This window comes from Cupriavidus sp. BIC8F (assembly GCF_032465815.1).
Lineage (GTDB): Bacteria > Pseudomonadota > Gammaproteobacteria > Burkholderiales > Burkholderiaceae > Cupriavidus > Cupriavidus necator.
Genome location: NZ_CP136094.1, coordinates 1,830,377 through 1,849,393, shown reverse-complemented (window position 1 = coordinate 1,849,393; position 19,017 = coordinate 1,830,377). Strand labels below are relative to the sequence as shown.

Here is a 19,017-nt window from a genome sequence, read left to right as displayed (position 1 = left end):
TTACTTGCCGCCGATGAAGCCGGGCACGCGCGTGCGGGCTTCCACCCAGCGCATGATCAGCATCACCGTCACGTTGATCAGCGCGTACATCAGCGTGACCGCGATGAACGATTCATACGGGCGCGCGGTGTAGTCCACCAGTTGCCGGCCCTGCGCCGCCAGTTCCAGCAGGCCGATGGTCGACGCCACCGCCGAGTTCTTGAAGATATTCAGGAATTCGGAAGTCAGCGGCGGCACGATCACGCGGAACGCCATCGGCAGCAGCACGTGCCGGTACGTCTGCGGCAGCGTGAAGCCCATCGCCAGGCCGGCATTCTTCTGCCCGCGCGCCAGCGAGTTGATGCCCGAACGTACCTGCTCGCAGACCCGCGCCGCGGTAAAGGTGCCCAGGCACAGCATGGCGGCCAGGAACTGCTGCGCGAACGGGTTCATCTGCTTGATCGCCTCGCCGCCGGGCAGCAGCTCGGGCATGACGAAATACCAGATGAACAGCTGCACCAGCAGCGGGATGTTGCGGAAAACTTCCACATAGGTGGCGGCGATGCCCGCCAGCCACTTGCTGGGCACGGTGCGCAGCACGCCGAGCACCGACCCGATGGCCAGGGCAATGGCCCAGGACGAGAGCCCCAGCGCGAGCGTCACCTTCAGGCCGGAAATCATCCAGTCCAGGTAGGTCTCGTTCTGGGCGGCCTGTTCGAGGAAAACTCCCCAATGCCAGTTGTAGTTCATGTTGCGTCCTCAAAAAGAAACGGAAGGACATGCCTTCCGTTTCGCACTGCTGTCCCGGTCAGGTCAGTCCAGCGCCTTGTCGTTCGGCGCCTTGATCAGGGCCTTCATGTCGTCGGACAGCGGGAAGTCCAGGTTCAGGCCCTTGGGCGGAACCGGTTGCATGAACCACTTGGTGTACAGCGTGTTGACCGAACCGTCCTTCATCATGCCGGAGATCACGGTGTCGGACAGCTTCTTGAACTGCGGGTCGTCCTTGCGGATCATGCAGCCATACGACTCGCGCGACTGGGCCTTGCCCACCACGATCCAGTCGGCCGGGCTCTTGGCCTTGGCGCGCTCGCCATACAGCAGCGCATCGTCCATCATGAACGCGACCGCGCGGCCCGATTCCAGCGTCAGGAACGACTGGCCGTGGTCCTTGGTGCTGATGATGTTCAGGCCCAGCTTCTGGTCGTCGTTCATCTTGCGCAGCAGGCGCTCCGACGTGGTGCCGGCAGTGGTGACGACGTTCTTGCCCTTCAGGTCGGCCCAGTCCTTGATGCCGGCATCCTTCTTCACCATGATGCGCGTGCCGATGATGAAGATGGAGTTGGTGAAGGCAACCTGCTTCTGGCGTTCCAGATTATTGGTGGTCGAGCCGCACTCCATGTCGATGGTGCCGTTCTGCAGCAGCGGGATGCGGTTCTGCGAGGTGATCGGGATTTCCTTGACCTGCAGGTTCGGCAGCTTCAGCTGGTCCTTGATGGCTTCCACGATCTTCATGTTGATATCGTAGGAATAGCCGACTTGCCGCACGCCGCCCAGGTTGTAGTTGAACGGAATCGACGACTCGCGCACGCCCAGCGTAATCACGCCGGTGTCTTTGATCTTCTTCAGCGTGCCCGTCAGTTGTTCGGCTGCCTGTGCCGTTCCGCACATCACGCCGGCGGCAATCATCAGGGAAGCCAACTTGGCAAAATTCATAACATCTCCTTGACCATAGAAGAGAAAGCGGGATTCTAGAGACAAAACCCCCTCTGGTGAAACAGTATTGCGCAGCATCCGCCGCAATACAACTGGGTTTTCTCCTAGAACCCTTATTCAGGGCAATCGATGCGCACGTCGTCCGGATACGACAGCGCGGTCTCCGGCGCTTGCCGGAGACCGCGTCTGGCGGTCATGAACCTTGGGCACCGGATCCGTTGCTGCATCGCACCATGCCAGTGCTTCGCGCCTCGTTCCGGTTCACCCGTACCCTGCGATCAGGGATACAGGCCGCGCATTTCGCGCGCCTGCAGGATCCGCGAGCAGGCTACGATAAAAGCGGCGGTGCGCAGCGTCACCTTGTTGTCCTGCGCCACCTGCCAGATTGCGCGGAACGCCTCTTGCATGATCCGTACCAGGCGCTGGTTGATTTCCTCTTCGGTCCAGAAGAACGACGAGAAATCCTGCACCCATTCGAAGTAGGAAACGGTTACACCGCCGGCGTTGGCGATCACGTCCGGCGCCACCAGGATATTGCGCTCGCGCAGGATATCGTCGGCTTCCGGGGTGGTCGGGCCGTTGGCGCCCTCGATCACCAGGCGGGCCTTGATCAGCGGCGCGTTCTTGGCGGTTATCTGGCCTTCCAGCGCGGCCGGGATCAGGATGTCGCAGTCGACTTCCCAGAACTGCTCGGTGCGCAGGACTTCGCCGCGGAAGCCTTCGATGGTGCCGCTGTGGGCGGCGTATTCCATCATCGCCGGCACGTCCAGGCCAGCCGGGTCAAACAGCGTGGTGCGGTGGTCCTGCACCGCCACCACCTTGGCGCCGGCCTCATGGAACAGCTTGGCCGCCACGGCGCCCACATTGCCGAAGCCCTGCACGGCGACGCTCGCGCCCTTGATTTCCAGGCCGATATTGCGTGCAGCCTCCGAACCCACCACGAACACACCGCGGCCGGTAGCCTCGTGGCGGCCCAGCGAGCCGCCCAGCGAGATCGGCTTGCCAGTCACCACGCCAGTGGAGGTGCTGCCCGAATTCATCGAGTAGGTGTCCATCATCCATGCCATCACCTGGGCGTTGGTGTTGACGTCGGGCGCCGGGATGTCCTTGCTCGGTCCGATGATGATGTTGATTTCGCTGGTGTAGCGGCGCGTCAGGCGCTCCAGCTCGGCGTGCGAGAGCGTGCGCGGGTCGACGCGGATGCCGCCCTTGGCGCCGCCGTAGGGCACGTTCACCGCTGCGTTCTTCACCGACATCCATGCCGACAGCGCCATCACTTCCGACAGCGTCACGTCCTGGTGAAAACGCACACCGCCCTTGCCCGGGCCGCGCGACAGGTTGTGCTGCACGCGGTAGCCCTCGAAGTGGGCGATGGTGCCGTTGTCCAGCTCGATGGGAACGTCGACGACGAGTGCGCGCTTGGGGCGCTTCAGGGTTTCAACCCAGCGTGCCAGCGAGCCCAGGTAAGGCGTGACACGGTCGACCTGCTGCAGGTAGATGCCCCAGGGGCCGAGATTGTCGGCGTTGAGGTAAGACGGGAGTGCGTGCTTTTGGCCAGCAATATTGGTCGGTGCTGCGGAAGACATCGGTTGGTTCCGGTGTGAAGAATGCCCGCAAGCTTAGGGGTGGCGCCCCGCCCGAATCCAATGCCGTTTGCTCATCCCGTCATGCAAAACATGCATAACCTTGTCATCTGGCGGAAACCGGGGCACCGGCCGGCTGGGCGGACTGGGCCGCTGACAAGGTCGACCACACCTGATCGACCAGCTGGCGCTTGCGTCGTGCCCCGGCACGGCGTTCGCTGCCGTTCTCGCCCGGGCGCTCGCGGTACAGGCGGATTTCCATGTCGATCGACAACGGCAGCCCGCGCGCCGACTCGGCCCGCACCAGCCGGCCCGCCGCCACGTCCTCGCGTACCGCGCTTTCGGGCAGGAAGGCCATGCCGTGGCCGGCCAGCGCCATCACCTTGAGCGCCTCGGCCATGTCGGTCTCGTAGCATTTGTCGAGCTTGAGCGCCTCGGAGGTATCGGCCAGCAGCAGGTCGACCATGCGGCCGAGGAAGGCGTTGGGCGTGTAGCTGAGGAAAGGCACCGGCTTCTTGTCCGAGCCGGGCAGCCGGAACTGCGGCTTGCCGGCGGCGTCCGGCACGCTGTAGGGCGACAGCCGCTCGGTACCAAGCACCAGCATGTCGTACCGTGCCGGATCCAGCTGGATCGCCTGGCGCGCGTGGTGGTAGACCATCACCAGGTCGCAGCCGCCCTCTACCAGCATCAGCACCGCGTCATGGACGTTGAGGGCGCGCAGCCGGCACGGCAGCGTGCCGATCCTGCGCTCCAGCGCCTTGAGCCATTCCGGGAAGAAGGTCAGCGACAGCGTATGCGGCACCGCGAACTCCAGCACCTGGGCGTTGGCCGAGCGCTGGCCGCGCATCAGCGCGCGGGTTTCGCTGACCTGTGCCAGCATGGCCAGCGCCTGCTCGTAGAACACCTTGCCGGCCGGGGTCAGGCTGGTGGGGTAGCTCGAGCGGTCGATCAGCTCGGTGCCGACCCACGCCTCCAGCGACTGGATGCGGCGCGAGAACGCGGGCTGCGTGACGTGGCGCAGCTCGGCCGAGCGCGAGAAGCTGTGCGTCTCGGCCAGGCTGACGAAGTCTTCAAGCCATTTGATTTCCATGACGCGGATTATCCACCCGCGCCGGGGCCTCCGTCACCTGCCCGGCAGCAAGCCGTCAGCCGCGATGCGCACAGCCGGTCATGCGCTTCTCCACCACCGCAAACAGCTCGTACATCGCCATCGCCATCACCGCGATCACCACCAGCCCGGCAAAGGCCAGCGGCATCTTCATGGCCGACCCGGCCGACACCAGCAGGTAGCCGATGCCTTCGTTGGCGGCGTTCATCTCCGACACCGTGGTGCCGACGAAGGCCAGCGTGATCGCCACCTTCAGCGAGGCGAAGAAATACGGCATCGCGCGCGGCAGACCGACCTTGAACAACACGTCGCGCCGCTTGGCGCCGAGCACGCGCAGCACGTCTTCCAGCTCCGGCTCCAGCGTGGCCAGCCCGGTGGCGATATTGACCATGATCGGAAAGAACGAGATCAGGAACGCGGTCAGGATGGCCGGGCCGGCGCCCAGGCCGAACCACACCACCAGGATCGGCACGAAGGCCGCCTTGGGCAGCGCGTTGAAGGCCGTCATCAGCGGATAGCTGGCGGCATAGAGCAGCCGCGACGAGCCCATTGCCAGCCCCAGCAGCACGCCCACGGCGATGGCGACGCCAAAGCCCACCATGGTGGTCCAGAAGGTGCGCCATGCATGGCCGGCGATCACGCCGGCGTATTCCACCAGCGAGGCCACGATCGCCGACGGCGTCGGCAGGATAAAGTCGGACACGCCGAAGGCCATGCACGCGCCCTGCCACAGCAGCAGCACCGCGGCCAGCAGCAGCCAGGGCGCCACGCGCTGCACGCGGCGCTCCTGCGCGGAAGTAAGAGTCATCATCGTAGCGTTGCCTTAGTGTTGCCGCACATGGCCGATCTTCTCGCGCAGCACGTGCACCAGGTCGGCAAAGGGCTCGGTATAGGTCAGTTCCAGGTCGCGCGGGCGCGGCAGGTCGATCTCCTTGCGCATCAGGATGCGGCCCGGGCGCTGGCTCATCACGTAGACGGTGTCGGCCAGGAACACGGCCTCGCGCAGGTCGTGCGTGACCAGGATCACGTTGAAGCGCTGCACCTGCCACAAGTCGCGCAGCACGCACCAGAGCTCCTCGCGGGTAAAGGCGTCGAGCGCGCCGAAGGGCTCGTCCAGCAGCAGCATGCGCGGCTCGTGGATCAGCGCGCGGCAGATCGAGGCGCGCTGCTGCATGCCGCCGGACAGCTGCCAGGGGTATTTGCCCTCGTAGCCGGCCAGGCCTACCGTGTGCAGCAGCTTGCGGGCGCGCTCGATGTACTCGTCGCGACGTGCGCGCAGGGTGGAGCGATACGGCTCGACGATCTCCAGCGGCAGCATCACGTTGTCCAGCGTGGTGCGCCACGGCAGCAGCGTCGGCGCCTGGAAGGCCATGCCGACCTGCTTGAGCGGGCCGGTCACCTTCTGGCCGGCGATTTTCACGATGCCGCGCGTGGCCGGCTTGAGCCCCGTCGCCAGCTTCATGAAGGTGGACTTGCCGCAGCCGGACGGGCCGACGATGGCAATGAACTCACCCGGCGCCACCTGCAGCGAGATGTCCTCGACCGCGAACTCGCCCTTGTGCGCGAGCTCATCGTCATAGGCCAGCCAGACCCGGTTGAAATCGACAAAGGGTTCCGCGGCCGCGGGCGCGGCGCTGCCGCCGGAGGCGGGCATGAAGGCAGCCTGGCGCGTCATCATCGGAGCACATCCAGTTCGGCCGCGCTGGGCAGGAACGCGTCGGTCCACAGCGCATCCGGGTTGATGCGGCCCTTGGTGCCGAAGGCATCGGCCACCTGCGAGGCCATCAGTGACAGGCGCGGCTTGCTGATGCGCCCGAAGCCCTCGGCCTTCGCGTCCGGCGACTTGACCACGCTGTCCAGCGCCAGCTTGAGCCGGCGCACTTCCAGCTTCTCATCGATGATGCCGTCGCGCGCCTTGACCGCCTTGATGCCCTCTTCCGGCCGCGCGATCACGTCGCGCGCCGACTTGCTGAAGGCGCGCAGGAAGGCCTTCACCGCCTCGGGGTTCTTCTTCATGAATTCCTCGGAGGCGATCACCGCGTTGCCGTACAGCTTCACGCCGAACTGCGGGTACGGCAGCACCACGATGTCTTCATCCTTCACGCCGCGCGCGTTCAGGTGCAGGATCGAGGTGAACGAGAACCCGGTGATGGCATCGAGGTCGCCGCGCGTGAGCATGGTCTCGCGCAGCGTCGGGTCCATCGCCTGCCAGTTGAACGAGGACGCCTGCAGGCCGTTGGCCTTGGCGAAAATCGGGAAAGCGCGGCGGCCGGCGTCGAACACCGGCGCGCCCATGCGCTTGCCGGCCAGGTCCTTCGGCGCGCGGATGCCGGATTTCTTCAGCGCGAGGACGGCCGCGGGCGTGTTGCTGTAGACCATCATCACGGCCACCGGCTTGTTCTTCGCGTCCGGGTGGTTGCCGTAGAACTCCATCACCGACGACATATCGGCGAAGCCCATGTCGTACGTGCCCGAGGCCACGCGGTTGACCACGTTGCCCGAGCCGTTGCCGGCGTCGATCGAGACGTCGAGCTTCTCGGCCTTGTAGTAGCCCTTCTGCTCGCCCAGCAGGAACAGTGCCGCCGGCCCTTCGAAGCGCCAGTCGAGCTGGAAGCGGACCTTGGTTGGTACAGCCTGCGCGTGGGCCGCGCCGGCGAACTGTGTCGACAGAACCAGGCTAGTGCCGATCATCACGCTGAGCTTCAGCAGGCGGCGCCGTGCCGTGTTGCGGGCCGCGCGCGTGCCGGTATGTTCATTGTTCTCGGCGGCAGCGGCGCAAACGCCGGGCGACACTGGCGCAGCGTGGAAATGAGGCATGGAATCTCTCCGTTGATCGTGATCTCGGAGGGATTCGTCCGCAAGGGACGTGCCAGGTTTTGGAGCTCCGTTTCAGGGCGTGCCCGCAAGCGATTGCCGAACCAAAAACGTGCGAGGCGATTGCCGCAGGCGCATCGTCGGCAATGATTGTCGACAATGCCCGCCGCGCCTTGGTGCATGTGGATGCAGGAGAATGCAGTCCCGCTCAGGCGTCCTGCGTGGCGTCGCCCACGTCGAGTGCCAGCGCATCCGCGCCAACGGCTTCGCCGCCCTTGGCGGCGGCGCGCGCCTGGATGTCCCACATCTCGGCGTAGCGGCCACGCGCGCGCATCAGCTCGGCATGGGTGCCGCGCTCGACGATGCGGCCGTGGTCCATCACCAGGATCTGGTCGGCATGCACGACGGTGGAAAGCCGGTGCGCGATCAGCAGCGTGGTGCGGTTCTGCGCCAGCCGCATCAGCTCGGCCTGGATCGCCTGCTCGGTGCGCGAATCCAGCGCCGAGGTGGCTTCGTCGAAGACCAGCACCGGCGGGTTCTTCAGCAACGTGCGAGCGATCGCCACGCGCTGCTTCTCGCCGCCGGACAGCTTCAGGCCGCGCTCGCCCACCGGGGTGTCGTAGCCCTGCGGCAGCTCGCGGATAAAGGTGTCGATCTGCGCGGCACGCGCGGCGGCGATGACCTCGTCGCGGCTGGCGTCGGGCCGGCCGTAGGCAATGTTGTAGAAGATGCTGTCATTGAACAGCACCGTGTCCTGCGGCACGATGCCGATGGCGCGGCGCAGGCTGTCCTGCGTGATCGCGCGGATGTCCTGGCCGTCGATCTCGATGGCGCCGCCGTTGACGTCGTAGAAGCGGAACAACAGCCGCGCCAGCGTCGACTTGCCCGAGCCGCTGTGCCCCACCACCGCGGTGGTGGTGCCCGCCGCGATGGTGAAGTCCACGCCGTCCAGGATCAGCCGGTCCGGCTCATAGCTGAAGCGCACGTCGCGGAAGCGCACCTGCGCGCCGTCCACCTGCAGCGGCTGCGCGCCGGGTGCGTCGGCCACCTCCTGGTTGGTGCCCAGCAGCACGAACATGCGGTCCATGTCGGTGGTGGCCTGCTTGATCTCGCGGTAGATCACGCCGAGGAAGTTCAGCGGGATATAGAGCTGGATCATCAGCGTATTGACCAGCACCAGGTCGCCCAGCGTGAGCTTGCCGTCGACCACGCCCACGGTGGCGCGCCACAGGATCAGGATCAGCCCCAATGCGATGATGGTCTGCTGGCCGAAGTTCAGGAACGACAGCGAGTTCTGCGAGCGGATCGCCGCGGTGCGGTACTTGCGCAGGTTCTCGTCGTAGCGCTGCGCCTCATACTCTTCATTGCCGAAGTACTTGACGGTCTCGAAGTTGAGCAGGGAATCGATCGCCTTCTGGTTGGCGCGCGAATCCAGCTCGTTCATGCGGCGGCGGAAATGCGTTCGCCATTCTGTCACCACGATGGTGAAGACGATATAGCCCACCAGCGCGCAGCCGGTAATGGCCGCGAACCAGATGTCGTAGTGCAGGATAAAGAAGCCAATCACCAGCCCCATCTCCACCAGCGTGGGCAGGATGCTGTACAGCGAATACGAGATCAGCGACTGGATGCCGCGCGTGCCGCGCTCGATGTCGCGGCTCATGCCGCCGGTCTGCCGGTCCAGGTGGAAGCGCAGCGACAGCGCGTGCAGGTGCCGGAACACCTGCAGAGCGATCTCGCGCACCGCGCTCTGCGTGACCTTGGAAAAGAGCATCTCCCGCAACTCGGTGAACAGCGTCGCCGACAGCCGCAGCAGCCCGTAGGCGACGATCAGCCCGACCGGCACCGCTAGCAGCGCGCGCGGGTCGCCCGGCTGCAGGTTCATGCTGTCGATCAGCTGCTTCATCAGCACCGGCACGCCCAGGTTGGCCACCTTGGCAGACACCAGGCACGCCAGCGCCAGCATCACGCGCCACTTGTAGTGCCAGACATAGGGCAGCAGGTTGCGCACCGTCTGCCAGTCGCTGCGCGGCGCGCGCTGACCGGGAAAGAGCGTGTTTGAAGCAGGAGCGGGGGCCGGCTCAGCGGTCGTGGAATAGCGGCGCATACGTTAGAATTCGGGCCAATGCGCGATTGTCGCAGAGTTCGCATTACGTGGCAGGCGAAGGGTCTTTCGCCCGCCCCACCTCCTTCCGCAGTCCACCACACACCGTCATGAACGCTCCCCACACCGTCCCCGCCCTGCCCGCTGGCAAGAATCCCGCACTGCGCGTGGTGCCCATGCCCGCCGACGCCAATGTGCACGGCGACGTGTTCGGCGGCTGGATCATGGCGCAGGTGGATATCGCCGGCTCGATCCCGGCGGTGGAACGCGCCCAGGGCCGCGTGGCCACCGTCGCGGTCAACTCCTTCCTGTTCAAGCATCCGGTGTTCGTTGGCGACCTGGTCAGCTTTTATGCGGACATCGTCAAGACCGGCCGTACCTCGATCACGGTGTCGGTCGAGGTCTATGCGCAACGGATGCGCCACAGCAATGAGATCGTCAAGGTGACGGAGGCCACGCTGACGTATGTGGCAACGGATGAATCGCGGCAGCCGCGGGTGTTGCCGTCGGCTTGAGGGGCGGCAGGTCAGTACATTGTTTCCAATGTCCTGTCCATTTGCGCCGCCTCCTTGGCACTACAGCGCAATGATTCTGGTTACAGTGAACACAACCGCCCAATGTGCGAGAACCGCCCCCGCCAGCGCGGCAGCCAGCACGGTGACTCTGTCGACACGCGCGCAAAGCAGGAACCCCAGGACACCAAACAAGACTGGTGGCACAGGTATCAGCAAGATCAAACCCAGCAGCATCCGGATATCAGAAGGGCATATATCGATTCCAACGCAAGTCCCAGGCCGCGGCATGCACAGGCTCGGGACCATGTCACAGAGGTATACATCGACACGGGACCATGTGAGGACACTGGCCAGACCAATGCCGGCGAATGCCGCTGTGATGGCAATGCGCCGCTTGTTCACTTGATTTCCCAGAAAAGTATCTCCGTTGACCGCGCGAGATCCGACCACCCGTAGTGGGTGCCGGGAAACAATGCGTCCCAGCCCAAGCTGCGACCAATTGTTGCAATAGCACCGGGCGCACTGCTAATGGTCAGCCTCGATCCGTTCCACAGGTCAATGTGACCGCCTGTCGCATTGCCAGCCGATTCACCGTCCCGCCTCCAGTAGTTCTTGAAGGCAACGATTCCTGTGCGCCCCTTGATCTTCCTCTGCCAATCGGCCCCCGTGACGTTTTCCGGCGCACCGATGCCCGCTAGCGGCTTCAGCCGCAGCCAATCCGCCATCTCGGACGCCAGGACTGCCGTGCGCTTGCCGTCCAAGCGAATCTGGCCCTTGCCGCGAAACGACTTCATCTCGATGCCGACCCGGTGCAGGGTCACGCTCATGCGAATCGCGCACTGGTTCTCGAAACCTGGCGGTATGTCGCCTGTCTTTGGATCGACGTACGGTGCGCCTTGCGGATAGGCCGTCCACAGCTCAGCGAATGTAACAGCCTTTAGTGATACCTCCTTGATGGAATCCGGGGTCGAATTTGTCCTAACGATTGTTCTCTTGTTAGGCATGCTCGGACCCCTCGCACTGCTTTGCCAGGGCTTCATCGCCCCAATAGACCGAGTACTCGTCGGCGCTCTCCGTATACACGCGAGGCAGCTTTCCGCTTTCGTCCAGGCGCCCGGCGAACGTCCGGCCATCGGAGATCTCAACGAAGTACGGATAGCCTGCGACGAGGGCCGCTCCTGATTGCGCTCGAATTTGTTCGTCGTACCTGACAGTCACCGGCGAGGTGGGAAAACCGGCGCTGTTCCGCGCATGCGCCTTATGCCACTGCGCAGCATCCTCTGCCGTCATGGTCATCGTGTACGGTCGCGACGCAAAGAAGACAGGCGGCGGATTGCAACCGCACGCGCAGATGTCACCGCTCAAGGCTTCTTCCTTGCCCTCATCCGTGCTGGGCCAGCGTGGGCCGACGCAGACGATGATTCCCGTTCGCTTGCAGACTGGGCAGTACACCGGATCGCCTTCACGCGCTGTCGGGTTGCCTTCGTAGCTGGATCCGGGGCTGCCACCAATGATCGTGGCCCCATTGTTAGCTTTGTCGCCCTTGATGAGATAGGTTCTGGTAACCATGGCCGCACCTTGCTTGGAGATAGGTTTTCACCGCACGCCATTGCGCCAGAGCTTCCATAAGGAATCAATCAGCGAAATGGTGACTAGTCCCACCGGTTCAGCCATCCAGAGATACAGGAGCGTGGAGTCGCCAGGAAAGAGGCCCCCCGGCATTGCATTACCGAGGGGCACATCGGACAGGCTCACTCAAACTTCGTAAAATCCGGCTTGCGCTTCTGGAAGAAGGCAGCAAACGCCTCTTTCGCCTCCGGCGCCACCAGCATCTTCCGGAACACCGCGCCCTCGTCGGCCATCTGCTTTTCCACCGCCGCCATATCGCCCGCCTTCATCAGCCGCTTGCTCTCGCGCAGCGATGACGCCGGCAGCGCCGCCAGCTTGCGCGCCTGCTGCAGCGCATAGTCGTGCAGCTCGGCCACCGGCAGCACGCGCGTCACCAGCCCGATCTCCAGCGCCTCCTGCGCGCTGAAGGCTTCGCCCAGCAGCAGCTTCTCGGCCGCGCGCTGGTAGCCGACCAGCCGCGGCAGCAGCAGGCTCGAGGCGGCCTCGGGGCACAGGCCCAGCTGCACGAACGGCAGCGACAACTTGGCCGTATCGGACGCATAGACCAGGTCGCAATGCAGCAGCATGGTGGTGCCCACCCCGACCGCGGCACCGCTGACGGCCGCCACGATCGGCTTGGTGGCGTGGCTGATCTGGTAGAGGAACTGGAACACCGGCGCTTGCTCGGCGCCTTCGCCCGCGGCAGGCGGGCGCTGCATGAAGTCTTCCAGGTCGTTGCCGGCGGTAAAGATCTCTGGCTTGCCGCGCAGCAGGATGGCGCGCACGTTGCGGTCGGTCTCGGCCGCGCGCAGCGCGTCGGCCATGACCTGGTACATCGCCGCGGTGATGGCGTTCTTCTTGTCGATGCGGTCGAACTCGATGGTCAGGATGCCCTGCTCGATGCCGGTGCGGATGCTCATGGTGTCCTCGTCTGTGGATGCATTGCTTGGAGGGTTATTCAAAAGGCGGCGGCGATTCGGAAAGATAGCTCAGCCCGAACGCGCGCGCGCCGACATTCAGCGCCACCGTCAGGCTCATCGGTGCCAGCATCAGTTCCACGCCCTGCGCGCGCGCGGTGCGCTCCAGCGACTGAAAGGCCGGCATCGCGCGCACGGCGTCGAGCGGCCCGGCATAGCAGACGGAGATCGCCGGCACCATCAGGTCGCCGCCGCGGATGCACTGCTCGGCATGCTGCAGCACGCGGCGCGCACCCTCCTCGGAGCCGCGCGCCCTGGCGATGGCGTCGGTGTGCCCGCGGTGCATGCGCACCACCGGGCGGATATTGAAGGCGCTGCCCATCACATAGCGGCCCCAGGTGATGCTGCCCTCGCCCTTCTGGCGCGCGCGCGTGTACATGTAGACCAGCTCGTCGGGCACCAGGAACATATGGGCGGCATCGCGCAGGCGCGTCTCGACCGCTTCCCGCACCGCTTGCGGGCTAACGCCGGCGGCAGCCATGCGCGCGGCTTCGCGCACGATCAGCGCCTGGCCCGGCCCGATCGCGCCGGTATCGACCACGGTCAGGTCGAACAGGCCAATGCGCCCGGCCTCCTTGCGCAGGCGCACGCTGCGCGCCACGGTGCCGATCACCGCGCCGCTCGCATGCGCATACAGCTTGCTGCGCGAACTGGCGATGGTGAACAGGATGGCGCGGTCGCAGTGGGCCACCACATTGCGCAGCAGGTGTTCTTCCAGCTCGCGCTCGAGCAGCGGGATCGATTCGGCGTAGTGGTCCTGGCGGCCGACCAGGTATTGCTGGTAGAGCGTGGGCAGCGCGTCTTCATCACGCGTATCGGCAACGAAATGCTCGCCCGCGCGGATGCGGAACGGAATCGTGTGGACCTTCAGCTGGGCCATGACGTCGCGCGGCAGATCGCACGCGGCATCGGCCAGGATGGCTGTCTCCTGCATATTATTGTCTCCCCTACCTGGTGACCCGCATGGCGGGCGGCAGCCCCGGTACTGCTTTCTTCACCTGACAGAAGGGCGGGACAGTCGCGAAGGACCGTCCCGCAGGCGCGTTCAGACGCGCTCGAAAATACCTGCGGCGCCCATGCCCGTGCCAACGCACATGGTCACCATGCCGTACTTCAGGTTGTGGCGGCGCAGCGCGTGCACCACCGTGGCCGAACGGATCGCACCGGTGGCACCCAGCGGGTGGCCCAGCGCAATCGCGCCGCCCATGCGGTTGACCTTGGCCGGATCCAGTTGCAGATCGCGCATCACCGCCAGCGACTGCGCGGCAAAGGCCTCGTTCAGTTCGATCCAGTCGAGCTGGTCCTGGGTCAGGCCCGCGGCCTTCAGCGCCGCCGGAATCGCTTCCTTGGGGCCGATGCCCATGATCTCGGGCGGCACGCCGCGCACCGCGAACGAGACGAAGCGAGCCAGCGGCACCAGGTTGAACTGCTTGAGGACATTTTCCGAGACCAGGATCAGCGCGCCGGCGCCGTCAGAGGTCTGCGAGCTGTTGCCGGCGGTGACGCTGCCCTTGTTGGCAAACACCGGGCGCAGCTTGCCCAGGCCTTCCAGCGAGGTCTCCGGGCGCGGGCCTTCGTCCAGCGAGATCGTGCGCGTCTTCACGTTCACCTGGCCGCTGGCGAGGTCGGGGAAGCGCTCGACGATCTCGATCGGCGTGATCTCGTCCTTGAACTCGCCGGCCTGCTGCGCGGCGATGGCCTTCTGGTGCGAGGCCAGCGAGAACGCATCCTGGTCCTCGCGGCTGACCTGCCATTGCTGCGCCACCTTCTCGGCGGTCAGGCCCATGCCGTAGGCGATGCCCACGTTCTCGTCGCGGGTGAAGATCTCCGGCGACATCGACGGCGAGTTGCCCATCATCGGCACCATGCTCATCGATTCCACGCCGGCGGCGATCATCACGTCGGACTCGCCCACGCGGATGCGATCAGCCGCCATCGCCACCGCGCTCACGCCCGAGGCGCAGAAGCGGTTGACAGTGATGCCGCCCACGGTATTGGGCAGGCCCGACAGCAGCGCGCCGATGCGGGCGACGTTCAGACCCTGCTGCGCCTCAGGAATCGCGCAGCCGACGATGGCGTCTTCGATCAGCTTCGGGTCCAGGTTTGGCACCTGTGCCACTGCAGCCTTCAGGATGGTGGCCAGCAGGTCATCCGGGCGCGTGTTCTTGAACGCGCCCTTCGGGGCCTTGCCGATCGGCGAGCGGGTGGCCGCAACGATATATGCGTCTTGCAGTTGTTTCATGATGTCGGTTCCTCGCTTGCCCTGTTAGTTACGCACCGGCTTGCCGGTCTGCAGCATGCCCATGATGCGCTCCTGCGTCTTGCCGGTGCCGAGCAGGTCGACAAAGGCCTTGCGCTCCAGCGCCAGCAGCCAGTCCTCGCTCACCATCGAGCCGGCCTCGACGTCGCCGCCGCACACCGCTTCGGCAATGCGGCTGGCGATCAGGAAGTCGTGCGCCGAGATAAAGCCGCCGTCGCGCATATTGACCAGCGATGCCTTGATGGTGGCAACGCCCGAGCGGCCGGCCACCGGGATCAGCGTCGGCAGCGGCGCGCGGTAGCCGGCGTTGGCCAGCGCGCGCACTTCGTTCTGCGCCACGTAGAGCAGCTCATGCACGTTGAACACGATCTTGTCGGACGGCTGCAGATAGCCCATCTGGCGCGCTTCCAGCGCCGAGGCCGAGACCTTGGCCATGGCCGCGCTCTGGAAGCGGCTGGTCAGGAACTGCAGGTAGTTGGTGCTGCCTGCGGCCTGCGCGGCGCGCGCGGCTGCCAGCGCGGCTTCCTTCAGGCCACCGCCGGCGGGCACCAGGCCCACGCCCACTTCGACCAGGCCGATATACGTCTCCAGCGCGGCCACGCGCGAAGCCGAATGCAGCATCAGCTCGCAGCCGCCGCCCAGCGCAATGCCGGACGCCGCGGAGACCACCGGCACCGAAGCGTACTTCACGCGCATCATGCCGTCCTGGAACTTCTTCACGAACGGTTCGATGCCCTTGGCGCCACCCATCATGAAGGCGGGCATGGCCGCTTCCAGGTTGGCGCCGGCGGAGAACGGGCCACCCGGCGCGCCCAGCTGCAGCGAAGTCGGCTGCCACACCACCAGGCCCTTGTAGCCGGCTTCGGCCAGGTCGATGGCGCGGGTCAGGCCGTCGATCACGTCCGGCCCGATGGTGTTCATCTTGCTTTTGAACGAGACCACCAGCACGTCGTCCTGGCCTTCGCTCACCCAGATGCGCACGGCGTCGTTCTCTTCGACGGTGCGGCCGGCCTTGCGCGGGTCGGCCGCGGCAGTGCCCTTGATCGCGGCACGGAATGCCTGGCGCTGGTACACCGGCAGCGTGCTGCGCGCGACGAACGACTGCGTTGCCGGCGACCACGAACCGGCGGCGGCGTGCACGCCCTGGTTCTCTGCCACCGGGCCCTCGAATACCCATGCCGGCAGCGGCGCGGCCGACAGCGCCTTGCCGGCTTCCACGTCTTCCTTGACCCACTCGGCCACCTGCTTCCAGCCGGCCGACTGCCAGTCTTCGAACGGACCCGAGTTCCAGCCGAAGCCCCAGCGGATCGCCAGGTCGATGTCGGCGGCGGAACCGGCGATCTGCTCCAGGTACACGGCGATGTAGTGGAACACGTCGCGGAACACCGCCCACAGGAACTGCGCCTGCGGGTTGGTCGACTCGCGCAGCAGCTTGATGCGCTCGGCCGCATCCTTCTTCAGCATGCGCACCACAATCTCATCGGCCTTCTTGCCGGCATCGGCATACTGGCCGGTCTTGGCGTCGAGCACCTTGATGGCCTTGCCTTCCTTCTTGTAGAAACCGGCGCCGGTCTTCTGGCCCAGCGCACCCGCGTCGACCAGGCCCTTGAGCACAGCCGGGGTCTTGTACACCGGTGCGAACGGGTCGTCGTGCAGGGTGTCCTGCATGGTCTTGATCACGTGCGCCATGGTGTCCAGGCCGACCACGTCCGCGGTGCGGAAGGTGGCGGACTTGGCGCGGCCCAGCTTGGAGCCGGTCAGGTCATCGACCACGTCGAACGGGATGCCAAACTTCTCGGCTTCGGCAAACACGGCCAGGATCGAGAAAATGCCGACGCGGTTGGCGATGAAGTTGGGCGTGTCCTTGGCACGCACCACGCCCTTGCCGAGCGTGGTGGTCAGGAATGCTTCAAGCTGGTCGAGGATCTGCGGCTGCGTGGTCGCGGTCGGGATCAGCTCGACCAGGTGCATGTAGCGCGGCGGGTTGAAGAAGTGCACGCCGCAGAAGCGCGACTTCAGGTCCGCATCAAACCCGTCGGACAGCGCGGTGATCGACAGGCCCGAGGTGTTGGTCGCGAAGATCGCGTGCGCGGCCAGGTGCGGCGCGACCTTCTTGTACAGGTCGTGCTTCCAGTCCATGCGCTCGGCGATCGCCTCGATTACCAGGTCGCATTCCTTGAGCAGCGCGATGTCGTCCTCGTAGTTGGCCGCCTGGATCAGGCCGGCCTCTTCCTTGATGCCCAGCGGCGCGGGCGAGAGCTTCTTCAGGTTCTCGATGGCGCGCAGCGCGATGCCGTTCTTGGGGCCTTCCTTGGCGGGAAGGTCGAACAGCACCACGGGCACGCGCGCATTGATCAGGTGGGCGGCGATCTGCGCCCCCATGACGCCGGCACCCAGCACGGCGACTTTCTTGACGATGAAATTGGACATGCTCGCTCCTGGATTAGTGAGCGTTGGACAGATGCGAAGCCGTCGTTCCCGGCCGGGAACGACGGGTAGAGTCGACTCAGAACAGGTCTGCGTCCAGCGCCATCAGCGTGGCCGAACCGGCGCGCGCCTTGCGGATCTCAGCGGCGGTTTCCGGCAGCAGCTTGGCAAAGTAGAAGCGTGCCGTGGCCAGCTTGGCGGTGTAGAATTTGTCGCCGCTCGCTTCCTTCTCCAGCGCGATCTTGGCCATGCGGGCCCAGAAGTATGAGAACACCAGGTGGCCCACCACGCGCAGGTACGGCACCGCGGCGGCGCCCACCTCGTCGGCATTGCCCATCGCCTTCATGCCGATTTCCATGGTTAGCTTCTGCACCTTGTCGCCAATGTCGGCGAGCGGGTTGATGAACTCCTGCATGGCTTCGTTGGTGCCTTCGGCTTCAACGAATTCCTGCACGATCTTGCCGAAGGCCTTCATCCTGGCGCCCATGTCGCCCAGGATCTTGCGGCCCAGCAGGTCCAGCGCCTGGATGGTGTTGGTGCCTTCGTAGATCATGTTGATGCGCGCATCGCGCACATACTGCTCCATGCCCCACTCGGCGATATAGCCGTGGCCGCCGAACACCTGCATGCCCTCGTTGGTGGACGTGAAAGCGTTGTCGGTCAGGAAGGCCTTGATCACCGGCGTCAGCAGCGCGACCAGGTCGCCGGCCTGCTTGCGCACGGCTTCGTCAGGGTGCGACAGCTCGCGGTCGATCTGCAGCGCGGTCCAGTAGCTGAAGGCGCGGCCGCCTTCGGCGTAGGCCTTCTGCGTCAGCAGCATGCGGCGCACGTCCGGATGCACGATGATCGGGTCGGCGGGCTTGTCCGGCGCCTTCGGGCCGGTCAGCGCGCGCATCTGCAGGCGGTCCTTGGCGTAGGCCAGCGAGTTCTGGTACGCCACTTCGGTCAGGCCCAGGCCCTGCGCGCCAACGCCCAGGCGCGCGGCGTTCATCATGACGAACATGGCGTTCAGGCCCTTGTTGGGCTCGCCCACCATCCAGCCGCGCGCGCCGTCCAGGTTCATCACGCAGGTGGCGTTGCCATGGATGCCCATCTTGTGCTCGATCGAGCCGCACTTGATGCCGTTGCGCTCGCCCGGGTTGCCGTTGGCATCGGGGATGAACTTGGGCACCACGAACAGCGAGATGCCCTTGGTGCCGCCCGGCGCGTCCGGCAGGCGTGCCAGCACCAGGTGGATGATGTTCTCGGCCATGTCGTGCTCGCCGGCCGAGATGAAGATCTTGGTGCCCGAGATCAGGTACGAACCGTCGGCCTGCGGCTCTGCCTTGGAACGCAGGATGCCGAGGTCGGTGCCGCAATGCGGCTCGGTCAGGCACATGGTGCCGGTCCATACACCGGAGACCAGCTTGGGCAGGTAGGTCTGCTGCAGTTCGGGCGTGCCGTGCGCGTGCAGCGCCTCGTACGCGCCGTGCGACAGGCCCGGGTACATGGTCCAGGCCTGGCCGGCCGAGTTCAGCATCTCGTAGACCACATTGTTGATCACGATCGGCAGGCCCTGGCCGCCGAATTCGGGATCGCACGCCAGCGCCGGCCAGCCGGCTTCGACGTACTGCTGGTAGGCTTCCTTGAAGCCGGTGGGGGCCTTGACCACGCCGTCGCCGACGTAGGTGCAGCCTTCGCGATCGCCCACCTGGTTGAGCGGGAACACCACATCCGAGCAGAACTTGCCGGCTTCCTCGATGACCTGGTTGATGGTGTCCGCGTCGATGTCCGCGTGCGGCGGCATCGCCTTGAGTTCGGCTTCGGCGCCGAGCAGTTCATGGAGCACGAACTGCATGTCGCGCAACGGTGCGGTGTACTGGCCCATCTGAGACTCCTTGGAGTTGTGCGATGCCGCCACGCCGCCCGTCCCGCTTGCGCGATACGGTC

16 protein-coding genes are annotated in these 19,017 nt (G+C 65.4%); 1 reads left to right on the top strand and 15 read right to left on the bottom strand.

The annotated features are described in order from the left end of the window. The 8 genes from RS901_RS08695 to RS901_RS08660 form a co-directional block, all read right to left on the bottom strand. Entirely contained in the window at positions 1–729 is a 729-nt protein-coding gene (locus tag RS901_RS08695) for an amino acid ABC transporter permease (protein ID WP_316152927.1), read from the bottom strand. 63 nt (positions 730–792) lie between these two features. Further along, positions 793–1,692, bottom strand: a complete 900-nt coding sequence (locus tag RS901_RS08690; RefSeq protein WP_316152925.1) for a glutamate/aspartate ABC transporter substrate-binding protein — start codon at positions 1,690–1,692, stop codon at positions 793–795. 278 nt (positions 1,693–1,970) lie between these two features. Then, positions 1,971–3,278: a Glu/Leu/Phe/Val family dehydrogenase gene (locus RS901_RS08685; protein ID WP_316152923.1), complete on the bottom strand. Its 1,308-nt coding sequence runs from the start codon at positions 3,276–3,278 to the stop codon at positions 1,971–1,973. A gap of 103 nt (positions 3,279–3,381) precedes the next feature. Beyond that, positions 3,382–4,365: a LysR substrate-binding domain-containing protein gene (locus tag RS901_RS08680; protein ID WP_316152921.1), complete on the bottom strand. Its 984-nt coding sequence runs from the start codon at positions 4,363–4,365 to the stop codon at positions 3,382–3,384. A gap of 55 nt (positions 4,366–4,420) precedes the next feature. After that, complete coding sequence (locus RS901_RS08675; RefSeq protein WP_316152920.1) at positions 4,421–5,194, bottom strand: ABC transporter permease; 774 nt, start codon at positions 5,192–5,194, stop codon at positions 4,421–4,423. A 12-nt stretch (positions 5,195–5,206) separates the two neighbouring features. After that, complete coding sequence (locus tag RS901_RS08670; protein ID WP_316152919.1) at positions 5,207–6,061, bottom strand: ABC transporter ATP-binding protein; 855 nt, start codon at positions 6,059–6,061, stop codon at positions 5,207–5,209. Beyond that, positions 6,058–7,200 (bottom strand): ABC transporter substrate-binding protein, encoded by a 1,143-nt coding sequence (locus RS901_RS08665; RefSeq protein ID WP_316152917.1) that lies wholly within the window; start codon positions 7,198–7,200, stop codon positions 6,058–6,060. Before RS901_RS08665 ends, RS901_RS08670 begins: the two co-directional genes overlap by 4 nt. A gap of 205 nt (positions 7,201–7,405) precedes the next feature. Next, complete coding sequence (locus RS901_RS08660; protein ID WP_316152915.1) at positions 7,406–9,304, bottom strand: ABC transporter ATP-binding protein/permease; 1,899 nt, start codon at positions 9,302–9,304, stop codon at positions 7,406–7,408. A gap of 107 nt (positions 9,305–9,411) precedes the next feature. Here RS901_RS08660 and RS901_RS08655 point away from each other — a divergent pair, with 107 nt between their 5' ends. Then, positions 9,412–9,816, top strand: coding sequence for an acyl-CoA thioesterase (locus RS901_RS08655; protein WP_013955553.1), 405 nt, complete (start codon positions 9,412–9,414; stop codon positions 9,814–9,816). A gap of 398 nt (positions 9,817–10,214) precedes the next feature. Here RS901_RS08655 and RS901_RS08650 read toward each other — a convergent pair whose 3' ends face one another. From RS901_RS08650 to RS901_RS08620, 7 genes are all read right to left on the bottom strand, one after another. Beyond that, positions 10,215–10,820, bottom strand: a complete 606-nt coding sequence (locus RS901_RS08650) for a type VI secretion system amidase effector protein Tae4 (RefSeq protein WP_316152910.1) — start codon at positions 10,818–10,820, stop codon at positions 10,215–10,217. Next, a complete protein-coding gene (locus RS901_RS08645) occupies positions 10,813–11,385 on the bottom strand; it encodes a PAAR domain-containing protein (RefSeq protein WP_316152909.1) in 573 nt (190 codons plus the stop codon). Before RS901_RS08645 ends, RS901_RS08650 begins: the two co-directional genes overlap by 8 nt. Positions 11,386–11,567: 182 nt before the next feature. Next, entirely contained in the window at positions 11,568–12,344 is a 777-nt protein-coding gene (locus tag RS901_RS08640) for an enoyl-CoA hydratase (RefSeq protein ID WP_316152907.1), read from the bottom strand. A gap of 34 nt (positions 12,345–12,378) precedes the next feature. After that, positions 12,379–13,335 (bottom strand): DegV family protein, encoded by a 957-nt coding sequence (locus tag RS901_RS08635; RefSeq protein ID WP_316152905.1) that lies wholly within the window; start codon positions 13,333–13,335, stop codon positions 12,379–12,381. A gap of 111 nt (positions 13,336–13,446) precedes the next feature. Further along, the gene (locus tag RS901_RS08630; RefSeq protein ID WP_316153430.1) at positions 13,447–14,646 is read right to left on the bottom strand and encodes an acetyl-CoA C-acyltransferase; all 1,200 of its coding nucleotides are present in this window, start codon (positions 14,644–14,646) and stop codon (positions 13,447–13,449) included. Positions 14,647–14,667: 21 nt separating this feature from the next. Beyond that, positions 14,668–17,091: a 3-hydroxyacyl-CoA dehydrogenase/enoyl-CoA hydratase family protein gene (locus tag RS901_RS08625; protein ID WP_316152903.1), complete on the bottom strand. Its 2,424-nt coding sequence runs from the start codon at positions 17,089–17,091 to the stop codon at positions 14,668–14,670. A 76-nt stretch (positions 17,092–17,167) separates the two neighbouring features. Then, positions 17,168–18,955, bottom strand: a complete 1,788-nt coding sequence (locus tag RS901_RS08620) for an acyl-CoA dehydrogenase C-terminal domain-containing protein (protein WP_316152901.1) — start codon at positions 18,953–18,955, stop codon at positions 17,168–17,170. Positions 18,956–19,017: the final 62 nt, after the last annotated feature.